Source organism: Amphritea pacifica (genome assembly GCF_016924145.1).
In the GTDB taxonomy this organism is placed as follows: Bacteria; Pseudomonadota; Gammaproteobacteria; order Pseudomonadales; family Balneatricaceae; genus Amphritea; species Amphritea pacifica.
Window position 1 is genome coordinate 51,874 of sequence record NZ_JAFFZO010000016.1, and the last position, 21,299, is coordinate 73,172.

The 21,299-nt window shown below is 51.6% G+C and carries 17 protein-coding genes; 6 read left to right on the plus strand and 11 right to left on the minus strand.

Going from position 1 to position 21,299, the window contains the following annotated elements; translation table 11 throughout:
* Positions 1 to 71 precede the first annotated feature (71 nt).
* Positions 72 to 1,904: an ABC transporter ATP-binding protein gene (locus JW499_RS10775; protein ID WP_205210601.1), complete on the minus strand. Its 1,833-nt coding sequence runs from the start codon at positions 1,902 to 1,904 to the stop codon at positions 72 to 74.
* Between the two features lie 327 nt (positions 1,905 to 2,231).
* On the opposite strand from JW499_RS10775, the gene JW499_RS10780 reads away from it, so the two are divergent.
* The gene (locus JW499_RS10780) at positions 2,232 to 5,408 is read left to right on the plus strand and encodes an EAL domain-containing protein (RefSeq protein WP_205210602.1); all 3,177 of its coding nucleotides are present in this window, start codon (positions 2,232 to 2,234) and stop codon (positions 5,406 to 5,408) included.
* Between the two features lie 39 nt (positions 5,409 to 5,447).
* On the opposite strand, the gene JW499_RS10785 is transcribed toward JW499_RS10780, so the two are convergent.
* The 4 genes from JW499_RS10785 to JW499_RS10800 form a co-directional block, all read right to left on the minus strand.
* Positions 5,448 to 6,260, minus strand: coding sequence for an HD-GYP domain-containing protein (locus JW499_RS10785; RefSeq protein WP_205210603.1), 813 nt, complete (start codon positions 6,258 to 6,260; stop codon positions 5,448 to 5,450).
* 87 nt (positions 6,261 to 6,347) lie between these two features.
* Positions 6,348 to 7,136, minus strand: coding sequence for an endonuclease (locus JW499_RS10790; RefSeq protein WP_205210604.1), 789 nt, complete (start codon positions 7,134 to 7,136; stop codon positions 6,348 to 6,350).
* A 116-nt stretch (positions 7,137 to 7,252) separates the two neighbouring features.
* A complete protein-coding gene (locus JW499_RS10795) occupies positions 7,253 to 7,726 on the minus strand; it encodes a DUF2947 domain-containing protein (protein ID WP_205210605.1) in 474 nt (157 codons plus the stop codon).
* Between the two features lie 129 nt (positions 7,727 to 7,855).
* The gene (locus JW499_RS10800; RefSeq protein ID WP_205210606.1) at positions 7,856 to 8,326 is read right to left on the minus strand and encodes an NlpC/P60 family protein; all 471 of its coding nucleotides are present in this window, start codon (positions 8,324 to 8,326) and stop codon (positions 7,856 to 7,858) included.
* Between the two features lie 127 nt (positions 8,327 to 8,453).
* Here JW499_RS10800 and JW499_RS10805 point away from each other — a divergent pair, with 127 nt between their 5' ends.
* From JW499_RS10805 to JW499_RS10815, 3 genes are all read left to right on the plus strand, one after another.
* Positions 8,454 to 8,819: a SpoIIAA family protein gene (locus JW499_RS10805; RefSeq protein ID WP_205210607.1), complete on the plus strand. Its 366-nt coding sequence runs from the start codon at positions 8,454 to 8,456 to the stop codon at positions 8,817 to 8,819.
* A 197-nt stretch (positions 8,820 to 9,016) separates the two neighbouring features.
* The gene (locus tag JW499_RS10810) at positions 9,017 to 11,746 is read left to right on the plus strand and encodes a cation-transporting P-type ATPase (RefSeq protein WP_205210608.1); all 2,730 of its coding nucleotides are present in this window, start codon (positions 9,017 to 9,019) and stop codon (positions 11,744 to 11,746) included.
* A 96-nt stretch (positions 11,747 to 11,842) separates the two neighbouring features.
* Positions 11,843 to 12,160, plus strand: a complete 318-nt coding sequence (locus JW499_RS10815; protein WP_205210609.1) for a hypothetical protein — start codon at positions 11,843 to 11,845, stop codon at positions 12,158 to 12,160.
* Between the two features lie 112 nt (positions 12,161 to 12,272).
* Here the strand turns inward: JW499_RS10815 and JW499_RS10820 are convergent, their stop codons facing one another.
* From JW499_RS10820 to glaH, 5 genes are all read right to left on the minus strand, one after another.
* Complete coding sequence (locus tag JW499_RS10820; RefSeq protein WP_205210610.1) at positions 12,273 to 13,616, minus strand: type II toxin-antitoxin system HipA family toxin; 1,344 nt, start codon at positions 13,614 to 13,616, stop codon at positions 12,273 to 12,275.
* Entirely contained in the window at positions 13,610 to 13,939 is a 330-nt protein-coding gene (locus JW499_RS10825) for a helix-turn-helix transcriptional regulator (RefSeq protein ID WP_205210611.1), read from the minus strand. Before JW499_RS10825 ends, JW499_RS10820 begins: the two co-directional genes overlap by 7 nt.
* Positions 13,940 to 14,102: 163 nt before the next feature.
* Complete coding sequence (locus JW499_RS10830; RefSeq protein WP_205210612.1) at positions 14,103 to 14,750, minus strand: class I SAM-dependent methyltransferase; 648 nt, start codon at positions 14,748 to 14,750, stop codon at positions 14,103 to 14,105.
* Positions 14,751 to 14,933: 183 nt separating this feature from the next.
* A complete protein-coding gene (lhgO, locus tag JW499_RS10835; protein WP_205210613.1) occupies positions 14,934 to 16,142 on the minus strand; it encodes an L-2-hydroxyglutarate oxidase in 1,209 nt (402 codons plus the stop codon).
* A gap of 97 nt (positions 16,143 to 16,239) precedes the next feature.
* A complete protein-coding gene (gene glaH / locus JW499_RS10840) occupies positions 16,240 to 17,190 on the minus strand; it encodes a glutarate dioxygenase GlaH (protein ID WP_205210614.1) in 951 nt (316 codons plus the stop codon).
* Positions 17,191 to 17,561: 371 nt separating this feature from the next.
* Between glaH and csiR the strand changes: the two genes are divergently transcribed.
* On the plus strand, positions 17,562 to 18,263 hold the full coding sequence (gene csiR / locus JW499_RS10845) for a DNA-binding transcriptional regulator CsiR (protein ID WP_205210615.1): 702 nt from the start codon (positions 17,562 to 17,564) through the stop codon (positions 18,261 to 18,263).
* A gap of 27 nt (positions 18,264 to 18,290) precedes the next feature.
* Here csiR and JW499_RS10850 read toward each other — a convergent pair whose 3' ends face one another.
* Positions 18,291 to 18,860 (minus strand): NnrU family protein, encoded by a 570-nt coding sequence (locus JW499_RS10850; RefSeq protein ID WP_205210616.1) that lies wholly within the window; start codon positions 18,858 to 18,860, stop codon positions 18,291 to 18,293.
* Positions 18,861 to 19,063: 203 nt separating this feature from the next.
* On the opposite strand from JW499_RS10850, the gene JW499_RS10855 reads away from it, so the two are divergent.
* Positions 19,064 to 20,962, plus strand: a complete 1,899-nt coding sequence (locus JW499_RS10855; RefSeq protein ID WP_205210617.1) for a PhoX family protein — start codon at positions 19,064 to 19,066, stop codon at positions 20,960 to 20,962.
* The last annotated feature ends 337 nt before the right edge of the window (positions 20,963 to 21,299 follow it).

Genomic DNA, 21,299 nt, shown 5'->3' on the forward strand with positions numbered 1-21,299 from the left:
CGGATTCTCCTTATTAAGCGGTTTTCCCCGCTGTACTACGGCGCGCTATTGAACGGCAGGCCTATGAGGGATCAGGTATCCATACCGATAAAACCACCGGACTGATGCGCCCAGAGCTGGGCATAGATCCCCCCCTGTTGCACCAACTGATGGTGGTTACCCTGCTCTACGATACGCCCCTGATCCAGCACAATCAGCCGGTCCATGGCGGCGATTGTGGACAGCCGGTGGGCGATAGCGATAACGGTTTTGCCCTGCATCAGATTGGACAGGCCCCGCTGAATATCCGCTTCGACCTCGGAATCCAGTGCCGAAGTCGCTTCATCCAGAATCAGAATCGGAGCATCTTTCAGAATCACCCGGGCAATCGCGATCCGCTGTCGCTGGCCACCGGACAGCTTCACCCCCCGCTCACCCACCTGAGCATCATAACCGGTGCGCCCCTGAGGATCGCTCAGTCCAAGTATAAACTCATGGGCCTCTGCCCGCCTGGCAGCATCGATCATCTGCGCCTCAGATGCATCCGGATGACCGTAGAGAATGTTATCCCGCACACTGCGATGCAGCAGGGAGGTGTCCTGAGTTACCATGCCGATCTGATGCCGCAGACTATCCTGCTGCACCCGGCTGATATCCTGCCCATCAATCAGAATCTGCCCATCAGCCAGATCATGAAAGCGTAATAACAGATTAACCAAAGTGGATTTTCCTGCGCCGGAGCGCCCCACCAAACCGACCTTTTCACCGGGTCTGATATCCAGATTCAGATGCTCAATCACCCCTTCACGCTTATCGTAGTGAAAAGAAACATCGTTAAAGCGGATCGCTCCCGTCTCAACAACTAAGGGCTTGGCATCGCTGCGGTCGGTGACATCAAGTGGCTGAGACAGGGTGTTCATACCATCATTGACGGTGCCAATATTCTCAAACAGCATACTCACTTCCCACATAATCCACTGAGACATACCGTTGAGACGCAAAGCCAGGCTGATTGCGATAGCGATGGCCCCCACCGTCACCAGACTGAAACTCCACAGGTAGATCGACACTGCAGTGGTGATGAACAGCAACAGATAGTTGAGGCATTGCACCGTCACATTAAGGCCAGTGGCCAGACGCATCTGCCGGTAAACCGTGGTCAGAAAACCATCCATACTTTCCCGGGCATAATCCGACTCACGCTGACTATGAGAGAACAGTTTCACGGTGGAAATATTGGTGTAACTATCGACAATCCGCCCGGTCATCGATGAGCGGGCATCTGCCTGTATCGCTGACACATCCCTCAGACGGGGAACGAAATACCACATCAGCAGACAGTAACCCACCAGCCAGCCCAGTAACGGAAACATCAGGCGCAGATCAGACTGTGCCACCAGCACCAGCATGGAGAGAAAATACACCGCGATATAGACCAGTACATCAAGCAGTTTCATCACAGCTTCCCGCACTGCCAGTGACGTTTGCATCACCTTGGTGGCGATCCGCCCGGCAAAGTCATTCTGGTAGAACGACAAACTCTGACGTAACAGATAGCGGTGCGCCAGCCAGCGAACCGACATGGGAAAATTCCCCAGCAACACCTGATGTACGATCAGGGAGTGGAGCACCACCAACAGCGGCAGCCCGATCAGCAACAGTACGCCCACCAGCGTCAGAGTATCTCCCTCCTCCTGCCAGAATGTATCGGGCTGCTTATTGCTCAGCCAATCCACCAGTTGACCGAGAAAACCAAACAGCGAGACCTCAAGCATCGCCAACAGCGCAGAGCACAGTGTCATCAGCAACAGCGGCCACTCCATCCCCCGCATATAATAACGGCAGAACCGGTATAGCCCTTTAGGCGGCTGACCGGGTTCCGGCTCAGGATATGGGTTGGTCAGACGTTCAAAAAATTGCAGCATCTACAGAATCCGGAGGCCCTAGCGCAGGCCCGTTACAAAAGTCAGAAATCATACCTGAAAGCCGGGCGGTAAAATATGCCTGCTGCCCCCATGGAAGGAAGATTCCTATGCTCCGCCAGGGCCTCAGACACTGGCAAGATCAATCACCATTTTGACCACTTTGCCGTTTATATTTAACCTGACTAGGCTAAGCTGAAGGGATATCAAGTATTTAACTTCAAACCATTATCAATCATACGCGCTGGAGACTGTCAATTAACTCTGTTCTAACCCTGCTTATTGATACAGACGCTTTGTTTTATCGTTTAAATTTATGGATATGCATGAATGGTTTTTAGCCGTTTTTTACCCACATCCCTGCATAACCGGGTTTTAATTCTGACACTGGTAGGCTTTCTGTTATCTGCCGGAGGCATAGCGCTACTCATTTTTAATTACCTGCAACAAGGCTCAATCAGACTTCTGGTAGAACAGCAGCAAACCATGGTAGACATGGTGGTCCGGCAGATGGATTCAGCTCTGCAAAAACGGGTGACCTACCTGGAAGAGTTCACTGATCTGCTGCACTCCCGATACCGGCTGCACCCAAATGAAAGAATGCAGGAAGCCCTGAAGCGGGATACCCAGCTACACGCGCTGTTTAATGGCGGGGTTGTAGTACTGAACCGGGAGGGTATATCACTGGTGGATTATCCAACAATCCCCAACCGCACCGGCATCGATTATTCTGACCGTAAGCATCTGGAGAAAGCGCGCCGTTTAAAATCAACGGTAATCACCATGCCCCTGATGGGTAAGGGATTGAAAAGCCCGCTGTTTGCTATCAACACACCGATACTCTCCGATTCAGACCGGATACTGGGTTATATCTTCGGTGTCAACCTGCTGGCTCAGGATAACCTGCTTAAAGAGATATCCCGCATCTCTTTTACCGACGGTGGCCGGGTGATGGTGATAGACCCGAATCTGGGGATCTATGTAACCGATACCCTTAAAGGAGTGCCGCTTGAAAGCTATAAAAAAGAGAAGCACTGTGACTGTATTGAACGGATCCAGGCTGGAGAAGCGTCGGGTATAACCACCGACAGCCGGGGCAATCAGATCATTTATGCCTCCGCCATGCTAGACAAGATGGGCTGGGTTGTGATCCGCACCTACCCGCTGAGTAAAGCGATGACGTCCATTAACATCCTCACCGAAACGATCATCGTTGTGATCCTGCTTATCAGTTTTATGATGGCGGGCCTGATCGCCTATCTGTTAAGAAAACTGCTGACGCCACTGCGCAATGCCACCCGTGATATTCGTAAAATGGCTGAGGGGCAGCTTCCAGAGCAGACCCTTGCAGTGCAAAGCAATGATGAGGTGGGGCAACTAATCAGGGCATTCAATCAGCTCCACCGCAATCATAACCGCTATGAGCAGGCTCTGAGAGACTCGGAGGAGCGTTACCGGCTGACGATGGAGGCAACTCAGACCGGCTTGTGGAGCTGGAACCTGACAAATGATTCGATTCAGTGGGACAGCCAGTGTTACAAGATGCTCGGCTATCAAGATCAGGAGTTTCATCTCAACCGTCAACTGTTCCGTAAGCTGATGCACCCGGAAGACCAGGTGCGCTTCTACATTAACTTCCTCCCCCAGGTGCTGGACAACCTTACCGCCGAGATTCAGTTCAGGCTGTTGACCAAAGACAACCGCTGGCTCTGGATAAAGTGTCGCGGCAAACCGATCAGATTTGGCAAAAACAGCCACCCTATCTGCATCGCCGGAACCCATATGAACTTCGAGCAACAGAGACAAACCGAGCAACTGCGTCTGGCTGCTGCGGCATTCGAAAGTAACGATGCGATTATGATCGTCGATGCCGACAACAAGATTGTTAAGGTCAATAATGCTTTCACACAGATTACCGGATACCAGGCGGAGGAAGCGATTGGCCACTCCCCCGCTCTGCTGCGCTCAGGAGTACATAAAAGTCCATTCTACGAAGATATGCTGGGAACCCTGAGCGAGTCTGGCAAATGGCAGGGAGAGATCTGGAACCGTCACAAGAATGGTTCAATCTACATCGCCTGGCTGAATATCAACACCCTCTTCAATGACGACAATACAGTCTATCAACGGATCGCCACCTTCTCTGATATCACCGAGAAAAAACGGACTGAAGAGCTGATATGGACCCAGGCAAATTTTGACCCCCTGACCAATCTGCCAAACCGAAGGATGTTTATGGACCGGCTGACGCAGGAAATTCGCCTGGCGGCCCGCTCAAAATCATCACTGGCACTCCTGTTTCTCGACCTCGACCGCTTTAAGGAGATCAATGATACTCTGGGCCATAATGTCGGAGACCAGTTGTTGATTGAAGTGGCCGAACGATTTAAAAGCCTGGTGCGCAGCAGTGACACCATCTCCCGGCTGGGGGGCGACGAATTTACAATCATTCTGCCGCAGATTGAAAGCAGCTCACAGGTGGAGCAGGTTGGCGAGAAGATCCTCAGCGTACTAAAACAACCGTTCATGCTGGAAAACCAGCAGCGCTATATCTCTGCCAGTATCGGCGCCACGCTCTACCCTCAGGATGCGGATAACGCAGAACAGCTGATTAAAAATGCTGACCAGGCGATGTATGCAGCAAAAGCCGCGGGCCGTAGCAAACTTCACTTTTTTACTGCGGGTATGCAAACCCTGTCACTCAAACGCTCCCGGCTGATCAACGCCCTGCGCGAGGCGATCCGGAAACATCAGTTCCAGCTCTACTACCAGCCGGTTATCGATCTGGAGAGCATGACAGTGGTAAAAGCCGAGGCCCTGATCCGCTGGAACCACCCGGACGAGGGGTTGATGTTCCCTCATCAGTTTATTCAGGCCGCCGAACAGGGAGGCATTATCCAGGAGCTGGGAGACTGGATTTTCCGCGAAGCGCAGCAGCAGGTAAAACAGTGGCGCAAACAACTCAACCCGCAGATGCAGATCTGTATCAATGCGTCGCCGAGCCATTTCGACGACACCGCGCAAAACCCGGCTCATGAGCGCTGGATAGCGATAGCCCGTGAGTCCGGTCTTAACGATGCTGAGCTGAGTATAGAGATCACCGAAAGCCTGCTGATGGAATCATCCGCAGAGACCCGGCAAAAGCTCGTCCAGTTACGGGACGCCAATATTCAGATTGGCCTGGATGACTTTGGCACCAGCTTCTCTTCGCTGGCACACCTGCGCCGTATGGATATCGACTATCTGAAGATTGACCGCACCTTTGTGCGCAACCTGCATGGCGGTTCTGATGATCTGATGCTGTGTAATGCCATCATTGTTATGGCTCATACCCTGGGCATTAAAGTGATCGCAGAAGGGATTGAAACCGCTGAACAACACACCCTGATGCAGCAGGCAAACTGCGATTATGGTCAGGGCTTTTTCTATGCCAGTGCGATGACAGCCAGACAGTTTGAACAGTGGCACAAAACGTTTAGTGAACAACCATTATTGCTGCCCAATTAATAGACCCTGCAGCGATATTATCAGCCCGCTGACACGGCCTTAAAAAATCGATGGCTGCATTGCCGCCGCTTTGATCTCCGGGTAATTATCCAGAAACACCTCCACAATCTCCGGATCAAAATGGATGCCCGCCTGTTCACGGATATAGAGCAGAACCTGATCTTCAGGCCAGGGCTGTTTATATACCCGGTGTTCCGATAGCGCATCCCAGACATCTACGATGGCAAAAATTCTTGCCGCCAGGGGAATCTGTTTCCCCGCCAGCCCTTGTGGATAGCCAGTGCCGTTCCAGCGTTCATGGTGGCAATATGGAATATTGATTGAGGGCTTGAGAAACTCAATATCTTTCATCAGATCCCGGGCGATCACCGGATGCTCTTTCATGATAGCCCACTCATCATGGTCAAGCGGACCGGGCTTAATCAGAATCGCATCGGGAATACCCACTTTGCCCGCATCGTGCATCAGTGCTCCCCGGGCTATATAGGTCAGCTCATCACCCTCAACCCCCAACAAACGGGCAAGCCTGACCGTCATTCGGGTCACACGAAGACTGTGCTCACCGGTCTCCTTATGCCGGATATCCATTACCTGCACCCAGCCTTTAAGTGTCTGATCATAGCTTTGCTGTAGCTTCTGGTTTACCTGCTCAATCCGGTTCAGATCGGCGCGAATCAGAAACAGCAGTAACAGCGCCGTACAGCTGACAAATGCAAAACCCTTAAGGTTCTGCACCCGCGTAATCATCTCTGCAGAATGAAACAGTGAAGAAACCAGCGCGTCTGAAAAGTAGATCCACAATAGCGCGAAGATCAGGTAGATCAGCACAGTCCGGTAATAGGGTTTTATCATCAAATACCTCGGTTTCTGACACTCTGATTTAATAGAATTAGTTAAGATTAGCAAGAATCTCGGACAAATATATTCTGGGCGAAACTGTTACTGCCCCAGTTTTGTCAGCAACCGCTGTATCAACGTATCCTCTGTTCCATTATCCGCATCTGAGTCAACAGGCGTCGCCGTATCCTGAGCGCCGATCAATCCAGACGGGGCTGTGACATAGGGGTTACTGTTGCCCTGCAACCTGGCGATCAGCTTATTGCGTTGCAGCTCCCAGCTATCCACCGGGTCCTGAACACTCCAGGCGGCAAACAGCTTCTCCTGCTTTGAACTGATCTTCAGGCCATACTGATCGCGCATATAGAAATAGGTGCGGGCGATATCCCCCTGACGGTTCTGCGGCGGCTCAACCTTACGCCGTTTGAAATCAACCTCCATATCACAACGACCGTAAACCCGGGGCTCCCCTTCCAGCAGTGTGAAACTAAAATTGGAGCGGTCTCCGTTAACCTCTCCAATCGCGGGCACCAGGTTGTGCAGATCGGCTTCCATCCGCTTGAAACGTTCATCTTGTTTACAAGCTTTACGCCCGCCCTTCTGCCAGCACTGTAGTTGGTGACCAAACGCCCAGGCAGGCACAATATGCTCCCACTCTATACGGGCAGCACGGTTGGCATTTTTACGCGGTTTAAAACCACAGCTGTCCCACTCAGGCACCAGCTTTTTCCCCTCATACCGGTAGTCACAACCGCAATAAAAACTGATGGGGTTGACCTCATACAACCCGGCAAGCAAACGTTTTGACTTACTGAATGAGGCGGCCGGTTCTGCCAGCGTAAAGCCAGACAGCAACAACAGAAACAGAGCGATCAGAAAACGATTTGGCATACAGATCCCTTACAGACAAAAAAACAGGAATCCATTCCGGGCGTGTACTATCCCTGGCAAGAGTGATTTAAAAAGAGTAACGATGATTAATTAGCGGGCCTGAATGCCCCCGGTGCTTACGGACGATTACCTATCCGATAGTTGCCCGTCTGATGGAACTGTGCCACCTGTTTTCGCTTGCGACCGATGAGGAGCGGGCCATCATCAAAAAACAGAAAGTTTTTCCAGTTGCGGCGAAACACATCCCAACGGGTTTCAATCACATGTTCACTGCTGTAACAAAACCAGACAACCGTCTGATCATCCCATTGCAGATGGTCCGCCAGCAGCCCAGGCAACGCGGGATCATCAGATTCCCAGGTCTGCTGCCAGTTAGCAGTCTCCAGCCAGACTTGATTCTTATTAGCCCAGTCCTCGGAGCCAAACAGACCCGGATGGTTGCAGTGCTTACTGATCTGCTGAGACCAGACCTGCTCGGCCCGCGCTTCACTTAGCGGTTTAATCTGAGCCAGGTCTTCTTCACTAACAGGCATATCTTTATGTCTGAAGATCCAGGCTTTCTTGTATTGCTCAATCGGCAGATAACTCATTACTACTCGGACTACTCGGTGATCTTATGGCGACTGGAGGTTCAGCGCTATGTGTTAGTTGCATTAAGTGCGCACACTATACCAGAATGCAGGCAGGCAACAATCAGTCACCTTTCACAACCCCCTGCATTAATCGGTCACGCGCCGGGCTTGCCAGAAGTGCGCGGTCCAATAGGGGTTATTCAGGAGCGATATCATCACCCCACGACTGGTTGATGCATGCAGAAACTCACCATTCCCAATATAGATACCCACATGCCGCAGCTTAACTCTGGAACGGTAAAACAGCAGATCGCCCGGCTGCAGCTGCCTGATAGCCACCGGCCGTCCCTCCTGCGACTGCGCCAGAGTCGTTCGGGGAATATCCACCCCCAGCCGCTGGCGTAGTGTCAGTTGCGTAAACGCGGAACAATCCACCCCCTGCTTATCCGTGCCGCCCAACCGGTAGGGCACCCCCTGCCATTCGCGGTACTGCTGTAACAGGCTCGCCCTCACCTGTGACGGCGCAGCCGTAGTGCCGCCAGGCTGAGCAGTCCGGTATGGCTGCGAACCACAGCCTCCCAGGCTCAACAGTAATATCAACGCAATCAATCGTGTCATCGTATAGTGATCGCAAACCAATATGAGAGTTTCAACACAGGTTATCGGCAGGCTGGAAACTTTTTTGACACCGACAGCAGCACCGATACACTAGCTTCAACTCTCAATGTGACTAAAGGAAACTGCGATGCTTCACATTCTGCCGGAAACCGCTGGTGATATCATTGTAATTCAGGCGACTGACACACTTACTGCAGCAGACTACCAGGATACATTTGTCCCCCTGCTGGAAGAAAAAATCGCCATCCATGGCCAGGTACGCTGCCTGCTCTATCTGGACCACAACTTCAAAGGCTGGGAAGCCGGAGCTATCTGGGAAGATACCAAACTCGGCCTGCAGCACAGCAATGATTTTATCCGGCTTGCAGTCGTTGGCGGAGGGGAATGGCTCGACTGGGCCATAAAACTGGGCCAGACCTTTATCAGTGGGGAAGCGCAGCACTTCAGCGAGAGTCAGTTCTTGCAAGCGCTGCACTGGATCGATGCAGGCTGAGCACAGTGCAACCATCTGTCAACCCGTCTTAGCATTTCAAATCTGCAGCCATTCCCTTTTACCCACCCAACTTATGATCCCTGTCAGAGATTACGCCGGTAACCTCTGACAGGGCTTAAATACTGCCCTCCAGAACACGATCACCGCCCGGTTATTCGCTATTCTTATACTGTATTTATACCCTTGGGACGATAGTCATGGACACCTCTTCAGATATCGCATCTGGCCCAGCTGCAGACAGAAAGCAAACAGTCTGGCATACCTGCACCTCCGAACAGATATACAGTCTCTTAGAAACATCGCCGCAGGGTCTGACCGCTGAACAGGTTAACAAACGCCAGCAACAATACGGAGCTAACCGCCTTCCTGCGCCTCCGCGCAGAAGCGGCCTGATGCGTTTATTAGCACAGTTCAATAATGTACTCATCTACGTGCTTGTTATCGCGGCCCTGATAACCGCAGCGTTGGGTCATCAGGTCGATTCGGGGGTTATCGTTGCGGTTGTACTGATCAATGCTCTGGTGGGTTTCTTTCAGGAGGGTAAGGCGGAAAAAGCGATCGATGCCGTCCGCAATATGCTTTCCCAGCAAGCCGTTGTCATCCGTAACGGACACCGGCAACAGGTTCCAGCTGAACAGCTGGTGCCCGGCGACATCGTTTTTATTCAGTCCGGTGACCGGGTCCCCGCGGATCTGCATCTGCATAAGCTTAAAGCGCTGAACATCGATGAAGCGCTGCTCACAGGAGAGTCCGTTCCGGTTAGCAAACAGACTGAACCGGTGGCTGCTGAGGCGGACCTTGGCGACCGGACCAATCTAGCCTTCTCCGGCACCCTCGTCAGCTTTGGACAGGGAACCGGTACCGTAATCGCCACAGGAGCGGATACCGAAATAGGCAGGATCAGCACACTGCTGGCCGAAGTCTCCACGCTGACCACACCGCTGACTCGCCAACTCGATAGCTTTGCCCGCTGGCTGACGGGCACCATCCTGCTGATTGCCATTGCCACCATGATGTTTGGCTACTGGATAAGAGACTATGCGCTGGGAGATATGTTTCTCGCTGCGGTGGGGTTGGCCGTCGCTGCAATCCCCGAAGGCTTACCCGCTATCATCACCATCGCTCTGGCGATTGGAGTGCAACGCATGGCCAAACGCCATGCCATTATCCGCCGTCTGCCAGCAGTTGAGACCCTTGGGTCGGTCTCAGTCATCTGCTCTGATAAAACCGGCACACTGACCCGCAATGAGATGACTGTAACCTCCGTGGTCATGGCTCGCTGCAGTGCCGATATCAGTGGTGTTGGTTATAACCCTCACGGAACCTTCACCTGCCGCCATCAGGATCTGAATCTGCATAACCTGACTGAATTGCAACTGCTGTGTCAGGCCAGCGTACTGTGTAATGAAGCACAACTGATACAGAAAGAGGGAGAGTGGCTGATCGAAGGAGATCCGACAGAGGGGGCGCTGCTAGTACTGGGGGCTAAATCAGGTCTCGATCTGCATGAGCTGCACCAGCAAATGCCTACAGATGACCTGATCCCGTTTGAATCAGAACACCGCTTTATGGCTACCCTGCACCACGACCATAAAGGCACAGGCGTGGTCTATATCAAAGGTGCAATCGAAGCGGTTCTGTCCCGTTGCCAATGGCAGCAGGAAGGCGAAATCACTCCCCCCCTGGACCAGGCATTCTGGATCGCTCAGCAGGAACTGATCGCCAGTCAGGGTAAGCGAACCCTTGCACTGGCAACGCTTCACCTGCCGGAAGAGCAACGGGTATTGCATTTCAGCGATATCAGCAACAACCTGACGCTGCTGGGATTGGTCGGCATTATTGATCCCCCCAGGGATGAGGCGATTGACGCGGTACAGAAGTGCCATCAGGCAGGTATCAGAGTAAAAATGATCACCGGCGATCATGTTATTACGGCCACTGCGATCGCCATGCAGATGGGGATCACACAATCCCCCAAAGCCCTGACCGGTCACCAGATCGAGCAGATGACCGACACCCAGCTGGAAGCGGTAGTGGAAGATACCGATGTGTTTGCCCGGGCCAGCCCCGAACATAAGCTGCGTATCGTCAAATCTCTGCAGGCCAGAGAACATGTTGTCGCGATGACCGGTGATGGTGTTAACGATGCCCCCTCGCTGAAACGGGCCAATGTTGGTACAGCCATGGGGGTTAAAGGAACAGAAGCGGCCAAGGAGGCATCGGAGATGGTTCTGGCCGATGATAACTTTGCCTCAATCACCTATGCAATCGAAGAGGGGCGTACCGTATTCGACAACATCAGTAAATCGATCCTGTTTATTCTGCCAACCAACGGCGGCGAAGCACTGACAGTGCTGGCTGCAATCGCTCTGGGAACCCTGTTACCCGTTACTCCGGCTCAGATTCTCTGGGTCAATATGATAACGGCAGTCACCCTGGCACTGGCGCTGACGTTTGAACCAACCGAGCCCGATGTTATGCAACGTCCGCCCCGCAACACCCGCAACGCAATACTCTCGCCTTTTATGATATGGCGAATTGTGTTTGTCTCATTACTGATGGTTAGCGGAACCTTCGGCTTGTTTTTATGGGAACGCAGCAACGGTACCGATATTGATACCGCCAGAACCATCGCAGTGAATACTCTGGTAGTGCTGGAAGTATTCTATCTGCTCAACTCCCGCTTTCTGACCCGTCCGGTACTCAACAGGGATGGGCTTCTGGGCAACCGCTATGCGTTATATGCGATAGTGCTGGTCATGCTGTTTCAACTGATATTTACCTATCTGCCCATTATGCAGCTGTTTTTCCATACAACACCGATAGATGCAGCCGCCTGGGGTAAGATTTTAGCGGTAGGACTGATACTGTTTATCGCTGTTGAGCTGGAGAAAACCCTGATTCACCGCGTCAGGGCGGATCAATAATCAACTTATCACCGCAAAGTGGGGATCTCTTTTGCTATTAGAGCACTTAATAGTGCATAATTGATCGTTTATTATACAGGTCAGGGAAAATTCAATATGATTAAGCGCCAAACCAAATCAGAACTACGTAAGCAATTACAGCAACAAACTCAGGCATTCCTTAAACAGGGCGGTCAGGTTGCTGAAGTCGCTAGCGGTGCAACAGGTCTGGTGAATGGCTCTTATCGTAATGCCGGCTTTATTCTCAACCCTCAGCGTCAGGAACGCACCCCTCTGAATGGTGTACTGGCTCAGATTGATGCACGCAAAGCAGAACGCACTCAACGTGCTACCGCGGCACAAAAAACTACCCGGCAGCGCAAAAAAGTGATCTATGACGATTTCGGTGAACCCCTGCGTATCGTGTTTGAGTGAGCCCCGAAAGTTCGCGTTGTACCTCCCCCTGGCTTCATTTCCCCCGGGCTGCCAGACCCGGAGAGGAAGCGATCCCTGTTACAGCACCACAGTGTCATCCTGATAGATAGCGTTACAGCGTTAGCCGGAGATTAGCTTCAATCTCGTCAACCAATCCCGCCGGTACAGCATGTTCAGTTGCCAGCTTGCGCCAGTTTGATACCTGCTCAACAGTTTCATCGATAATCTGATCAATCTTCTGCCGCGAAAACAGCGGACTGAGCTTTTCCAGAGAATAGAGATCGGCCCGGGTAAAGCCATCCCGTTTACCATTCAGCGACATCCAGTGACTGTTCACCCAGGGGCTGCCGGGTTTGTAGCTATACGCCAGGTCATACGCGGGAGCCAACTGCCACCGGGATGGCGACAACGGCTGCGAGGGGTCTTCAGGCTGCAGCATAAATGCGAAGTTTTTAGCATGATCGTCATGGTTGCGGGCAACAATATTAAACACCATTCGCCGCATTAACTGCGTGGCATCACTGGCGGACAGTCTCAACTGTCGCGCGATCCCAAATAACTCAGCGTAGGAGAAAGACCCCGGTTTTTTATAATCCACATGGGCAATACCGTTGAGTGTCTGTACATGTAACTTGTTATCCCCCTGACGATCAAATCGCTGAGTAATGAAGTGCCGCCGGTTGCCCTCGTTGAGTAACTGACAGGGCATCATCCGGATGCCGCAGCCCCCCGCCATCAGGGAATAGACATACTCCATTGCACCATAACCCAGCGGGTCGCCGAAGGTCTCCCGGTTCTGATGATGTTCACTGACGCCATCAAACTTCATCAGGTAGTGAGTATACCCCTCTGGCACCCCGGTCTGCCCGGAGCGTACCTGAGTAAAATCTTCATTAAACGCCAGCACCGCTTTTGGCCGGGCACCGCCTGCACTCATACCTACAGAGAGCAGCGCAAGCATCGCTTCGCGATTTTCCTGCCCCTCCCGGGAAAGTTCTACCGAAAAATCATGGTGATTGTCGAGAATCTCCTGAGCAATCGCCACCAGCGATTCGATCTCGACCTGTTGCGATGCATTGAGCTTTTTCAGCCGGGTGGCCGGGGCATATTCGAGCGCACCGATACCCCGTGTACCGGTAAACTGCAAGCGCTGCAGCGGGGTAATATCGCCAGGCTGCTTACCCTGACTGGACACCCAGGCATTGAGCACCGCATTACCAAAATCATCCGGCAGTGAATCGGCGATCAGTCCGGGCAACCCTTTAAATGTTGCATATTCCAGCTCGGGAAAACTATAGATACGCCGGGACAGCGGCATTTTAATGGGGGACAGCTCAATACCGCTTTGAATAAAAGCAGGGCTATACTCAAACGCCCCTACCCCGGTGTCAGTATCAAAACTCACTGCACCAGCCTCCTGGTCATGATAGAGAACCCTGACAACCTGCATCACCATTCAGAGCCCCCCTCAGGCTTAACGCTGGTGCTACCCGATGCCCGCTGCCGTTTTTTACCCTGCAACCGCGCCAGCTGTACCGGCGAGATCGTTTGTTCAGGCAGAAAACGGTTTAAATGGTCACTCAACCCCAGGGCCTGCATAATGGCGACCAGTGTTTCCAGCTGTACCTTCCCCTTCTCTGCCCCCATCACCATTTTGCGGGAAACGCCAGACAACTCAGACACCTGCGTCTGAGTCATATCGGCATTCAGCCGAGCTTGTTTTAACCGCTCTCCCAGAATAACAGCGACCGCGGCAGGAGAACCCTCTCTAAGATCCATAATATCCCCAAATCAGCACTTAAATTGAGATAATCCTGTTAAAGTAAGATTTAATAACATTATAGACCAATCATATCGACACACAATAAAGTAACAAATATTGAACTTTAAATACAAAAATCACAAACAAAGTAACCAATATGTAACTTTATAAGACATAGAGCTATCGAGAATAACTGAGGATGACGCCTTTGAATGGACTGATCATAAAATCAGGTTGTTGCGGCCGCTCAACTAGCAGGCTGAAACCCGCTTCAGCCATCGCCCTGCTGAAGCGAGCATGCCGTCCCCGGCCAGGATCGACCAGAATCACCTCTCCCTGAGGCCGGCTGTGCTGACAGATGAAGTCTGCCAGCTGTTGCACATGTTCATCTTCATAGAGCAGATCACTGCCGATAATCAGATCGAACAGCCCCAGATCGGTCTGCGGATCAGCCCAGCCAGTGCGCACAAAGGGCACCCGGGGATCATCATTAAGATCGGTATTGTGCTGCATAAAGCCTTCTGCCTGGGGATGATAATCCGTGGCGGTGATGTCTGCCTGCAGATGATTCAGCAGAACACTGGTAAGGCCGATACCACACCCCACCTCAAGAATACGCTTATCCCTGAAGTTGGTCTGGAACAGATGGTGAGCAAGCACCTGACCGGATGGCCAGACAATACCAAACAACGGCCAGCTGGCTGAAGAGATCCCCAGCGCTTCCGCCTGACCATCTTCATCTTCAAACTCCTGATTACTACGCAGGCTGCGCAGATGAATATCAACATTGTCAAATTCGTGGGTATCGTAACGGACGCGGACTGCCATACTGTTTCCTGAAGGATTAAGTGAATAGCAGACGGCTTGATGAAAGATGGGTGGATAACAAGGTATATGCTTTTACCTGCCAGATTACAACAGATAGAAGGAAATAGCGAATATAAGCTCAACTAAAACGCACCAGAAATATTGCACTTCCGGTGCATTTTTATCAAATGCAGAGAGAAATACTTAGCCCTGTTGCTCTGCCACCTTATCGCAGATATAACCACCAATCGGAATCGCTGAGGTAGCCGCAGGAGAAGGCGCATTACACACATGCAGCGAACGGGGGCTTTCGGCAAACAGAAAATCATGCACCAGTGAACCATCGTTCATCACCGCCTGGGCGCGAATACCGGCGGGATAGGGTTGCAGATCTTCTACTTTCAGTTGCGGACAGTATTTCTGTACCAGCTTCAGATAACCGGGCTTCCATAGCGAATTTTTGGTTTCCACAATACCGGTACCGATATGGGCTTTGAGCACCCGCCAGAACCCCGGAAAGGTCACCATATCCCAGATATCCCTCAGGCTGATATTGATCTTGCCGTAGCCTTCACGCTTCCAGCCCTGCACGGCGTTTGGCCCCACGGTCACAGAACCGTCGATCATCCGGGTCAGATGCACTCCCAGGAAAGGCAGATCGGGATCAGGTATCGGATAGATCAAATGGTTAACAATGGTGTTGTATTTTTCCGGCAACTTGTAATATTCACCCCGGAATGGAATGATCTGAAAGTCGGTTTTGATGCCCAGCATTTTCGTGGTGCGATCCGCCATCAGACCAGAACAGGTGATCAGAAACTTACCCTTAAAACTCACCTGCTGTCCATTATGAAGTGCCTCTACAGTCACTTCGTCTGCAGATTCCGACAGACCGGTCACTTTATGATTCAGACGGGCATCGCCCCCCATCGCCACAAAGCGCTCCGCCATCCTGGTGGTCACCTGCTGATAGTTAACGATCGCAGTATCTTTCACCAGGATAGCCCCAACACCAACAATATTAGGCTCCCGCTCTTTCAGTTGCCCGGCATCCAGCAGCTCAACATCGATACCGTTGTCGATACAACGATTATACAATGCCTGCATCCGCTCAGCTTCCAGATCATTCGTGGCAACCAACAGCTTACCGCACTGATTATAAGCAACCCCATTCTCATCACAGAACTTCATCGTTGCAGCCACACCGGCTTTGCAGAACTGCGCTTTCAGACTGCCTGGCGCGTAATACACACCCGCATGGATAACACCACTGTTATGACCCGTCTGATGTTTAGAATAAACCGACTCCTTTTCCAACAGCAGGATTTTAGCGTCTGGAAAGCGCTGCTGTAACTGCCAGCCTGTCGACATACCGACGATACCGCCGCCGATGATAATGTAATCGTATGTCATGCATTTCACCCGTAAACATAGAATCAGTTAAATACGCTTTAAAATAACAGACGGCGGAGCCGATCAATCGACTCCGCCTTAGTATATCTGCACGGCATTACCTGGTGAAGTGACCCCGCTGACGCAGCAGTTCGCGACTCAGTTGAGGGTGTGCCACAAACTTATCACGACCGTGAAGCCAGCAATGGTTCTGTACCACCAGCATCGTGCCAACCGGCAGGCGAACGCGGAAGAAGTTCTCATCCTCTTCCAGAGACTTGCCCATCTCATAGAGATAGATACCTTCGGCCATGTTTTGCGGCTCAGCAAACTGATCGATAAACAGCATATGCGGTTTACCATTCTTATCCTCTTCAAAGAAGACTGGATGCTCAATCTTGGTTGCTACATTCTTAGATTTTGGGGCGCCCCAGACGATATCCTGTTTAGCCAGAGGGTGACGATAGAAACGATCCAGTTCAGCCCAGTCATCTACGTGAAGCAGCAAAGAATCGCCCCCCTCCATATGCGCCTCACCCAGCTTCTGCATCAGGACAAAGTCAGTACGCTCATCCACATAGGTGCCATCATTATGTAGCTCCATACGGCGGTGAGCCTGACGCAGATAACTATCCGAGTTATCATCGTTCAGAACAGTAAAGCGGGCATAATACTTGCCGTACATCGCGTCATGGTTTGGCATACCGATGAGATGGGAGATTGCAGTCGACAACTTGATCTCAAACTCTGTACGCAGCTCACCCTCTGTCACTTCTGGCTGACCTTCATACTGCAGCAGGAAAGCCGCGGTATTACGGTCCTGCATCGTTGCATTGAGAAATTTACCCAGAGAGTACCCGGTAATAGCATCCAGCTTGTCTGCGGTGGCATAACGCAGAAAAGGCTTGTACTCGAGGGCCTGTAGCGGCCACTGCGCTATCGCCTCATCAAATGCGGCAATAGTCTCGGCGCTCAGCGTTACCACCTGCAATCGTTTATTTGCCGCATAGGGGGCAACGGAAAAACCCTGGGGTTGAGTCGTTTCAACTTCACGCAACAAAGCAGTCATCTTTATCTCTCCTAAAGTGTATTCGTATCGTTTACCAAAGACTCAACAGAATGACAGCTGAGTGCAGGACGTTCTGGTAAGACGTTGTCAATTTTTGTTTTTGTGGCGGATCGTTCTGTCTCAGAATCATGGAATCTCAGGTTCCTTCAATCTCAGGAACATTCAATTTCAGGATCTTTGAATCATAAGTTGATCTGGATCACTACCAACATCGACGCAATACAATAATGTCGACATTTTAAATTAACGTCAACATTATATTTTATTGTTTGTCTTAACTAATCAATGTCGATAAATTAAACTGACCCAGGACAAGCGACTTAGTTATTTCAATAAATCCTTTAAAAACAGAAAACTAGACCCTTCTAATCATGATAAAGACCAGACCAGTCAACGATGCCAGGGGCGATAACTCTGCCCTGAAAGTGGTAGGTGATCTGAAACAGGATATTCTTACAGGCTATTTCAAACCGGGCGAAAAACTCAAAATGACCCGTTTGAAAGAACGTTATCAGATCGGCGTCAGCCCCCTGAGAGAGGCACTTTCCCAGTTACTGATCGAACAACTGGTGGTGGTAGAAAACCAGCGGGGCTTTAAGGTACACCCGGTGTCACGGGAAGAGATGCGCGATATCTATGCAACCCGGGCTGAAATTGAAGCCCTGTGTATCGGGCTGGCAGTGGAGCGAGGTGATGATGAGTGGGAAGCGGGAATCCTGGCAGCAGCTCACACCATGCATAAATTCGGTGATATGGTCGATAAAGACCCGCAGGAGTGGGAACGACGCCATCAGGCGTTTCATACCGCAATCGCCCAGGGGTGTAACTCACCGACCCTGTTACAGGTGCGCCGTTCGCTGTATGAAAAAGCCTCCCGTTACCGCAATCTCTGGCTGAAGAAAAATATGGCAAACAGCGACGTCTTTGATGCCAATCAAAAAGAGCATCAACTGCTGATTGATGCTCTGTTGGCGGGTGATGGAGAACAGGCCCGGGAACTGATCAGACAGCATCTGCTCAGCCCCAGCCGCGCCCTGGAAAAAACCCCCGGACTGGAAGAGCTGGCAGACTGAGTTGGCGCAGTCTGCTGCAGGACTGTCTCAACCGAAGGGCGCGACACCAATTAACCATTTATGGGCCCAGACGACCGTGACACCGTAAAGTGCGAGTCCCGCGACAATCAGAATCAGATCGTTATAGGCAGACGCGGGGGCACCGGGTAGTGGCCGCTGTTGGCGTCGTTTCATTGAGATACGGTCAACCACCGCCCAGGCGAGAAAACTACCAAACAGCACCAGATCACCCAGAGTCCCGTTAACCAGCAGATGGGACACCGCCCAGAGTTTTACCGCGATCAGCTGCGGGTGCACGGTGACCCGTTTAATCCGTCCGGGAAAGTATGGCGCCAGAAACAGTATGAATACCGGTAACAGCAACAGAGCTGACAGATGACGCATCCACACCGGCGTGACATAGACAATATAGGGGTCAAGCCGGTACGCCGCATAGCCTTTAGCGATCAGCCACAGCCCCAGCAGAGAGATAACCGCATAGAGTAGTTTCCAACCCACTTCACTGGCAGCGACGGCCCGGTTACGCAACGGCATCGCCACAATGGCAACACTGTGTATTCCGAGAAAAAGAATTACCCCCAAAACCAAAGTCAGCATACTGAAAGTCCTTTAATTATAATGTTGCAGATAAACACATCATTGTGACATATAAGTAACGCTTTTAGTTCTGCTGGTGAACAAAGCATTACAATTACAGCGTCATCTTCCGGTAACGTTAAAGTCATGTGGCAGACATAAACAGAGTCTAGTCTTCTTTGCAGAAAATGATTCCACTCACTTCCGTTTTCAGGAATATAAGTATGAACAAAGATCATCTGCAGGCCGATTCAGCAATGCATTCTGAATCAGACTCCGACTTCAGCAAAATTATTGATGCCGGCCTGAGCCGTCGCCGCTTTTTACAGGGCGGAGCCACCGCTATGGGGCTGTTTCTGGCAGCCAACCCACTGGCCGAAGCGATGGCAGCAACCAGTAACCCTCAAAGCAAGCTGCTGGGCTTTACCAAAGTACCTGCCAGCACCGCTGACACCTTCGTGGTGCCTGAAGGTTATGTTGCCAAACCGTTGATCTCCTGGGGCGATCCAATCCTGAAAGGCGCGCCGGAATTTGACGAAAGCGGCACTCAGCCGGCCAGCGCTCAGGCGGGCCAGTTTGGTGATAACACCGACGGCATGACCTTCTTCCCACTGTCTGACGATCACGGCCTGCTGGCAGTCAACAACGAATACACCAACTACCCACTGCTGTTCGATCATAGAGGCGAAGCGATGACCGCCGATGACGTGAAAAAAGCGCAGGCGGCTGTTGGTATCTCTGTCTTCGAAATCAGGCGTACCGCTGATGGCTGGGAATACAGCAAAGACTCTGATTACAACCGTCGTATCACTGCCAACACCGAAATGATGCTGACCGGCCCTGCCGCTGGAGATGATCTGCTGAAAACCAGCGTTGATGCGAGTGGGAAGAAAGTACTCGGGACATTCAACAACTGCGCCAACGGTGAGACCCCATGGGGCACTTATCTGACCTGTGAAGAGAACTTCAACGGATTCTTCGCTAAACCAGGTGGCGGACAAACAGCCCGCGAAAAACGTTACGGCCTGAAAGATGACAGTGATTACCAGTGGTTCAAATTTGATGACCGTTTTGATATCACTAAAGAGCCAAACGAACCAAACCGTCATGGCTGGGTGGTCGAGATCGACCCGATGGACCCAACCTCTACCCCGCTGAAGCGTACCGCGCTGGGTCGTTTCAAGCATGAGAACGCAGCCGTTATCGTGGCAGACAATGGCCACGTTGTGGTTTATCTGGGCGACGACGAGCGAGGGGAACACCTGTACAAGTTTGTCTCTAAAAACAAGTACAACGCTACAGATAAAGCTGCCAACCGCAACCTGCTTGAAGAGGGTACCCTGTACGTTTCTCGCTTCAGCGCACAGCCCGGTGAGGTGAAGGGTAACGGTGAGTGGATCGAGCTGACTTACGGCAAAAATGGTCTCACCAAGGAGAATGGTTTCAACAGCCAGGCTGAAGTGCTGATTTACGCCCGCGAAGCGGCGACGGTTGTGGGTGCCACCACCATGGATCGTCCGGAGTGGGTTGCGGTAAACCATAAAACCAAAACCGTTTGCTGTACTCTGACTAACAATAAGTACCGTGGCAAGAAAGACAACCAGCCGGTAGGCGGACCAAACCCACGGGCCAACAACAAGTATGGTCAGATTGTTCGCTGGAACGAAACCAATGGCGATAACAGCGCCACTACCTTCAAGTGGGATCTGTTCCTGGTTGCCGGTAACCCGACAGTGCACAATGACTTCTACGCCGGTTCTGCCAACATCAATGATGAAAACATGTTCAACAGCCCGGACGGACTTGGCTTTGATAAGGCTGGACGCCTGTGGATTCTGACCGACGGCAAATACTCCAACGAAGGCGACTTCGCGGGTATGGGTAATAACCAGATGCTCTGTGCTGATCCTGAAACCGGAGAGGTGCGTCGCTTTGCCACCGGCCCAATCGCCTGCGAGATCACCGGTCTGACATTCTCACCGGACCAGCGCACCGTGTTTGTCGGCGTGCAACACCCGGGGGAAGATGATAAACCATCCCACTTCCCGGCTGGCGGCAACAGCAAGCCTCGTTCAACCATTATGGCCATTCAGCGTAAAGACGGCGGTATTATCGGCGCCTGAATTTAACGCTTAATGAGATATTGAAAAGCCTCCATTGTGAGGCTTTTTTATTATCTGACGCGACACAATATGGCCAAGGTCTGAACGGTGCGATGTCTTTCACTTGTTACAGTAACAGCATCCAATAACACTGCCTGGCCCGCTAGCCAGACAACGCAATTCAATGCCCGGCTTAAACTGATAAAGGTCACTGTTGCTGCCTCTGAAGCTCTGTTAATATAGACCTACTTTTATGGACAAAATAATATAACTCATTCACAGAAAACTGTTTTTTTACGCTGGCTGGTTCGTTAACCGCCGCCAACACCTGTAGGCGTTATATTCAGACATCGCAGCA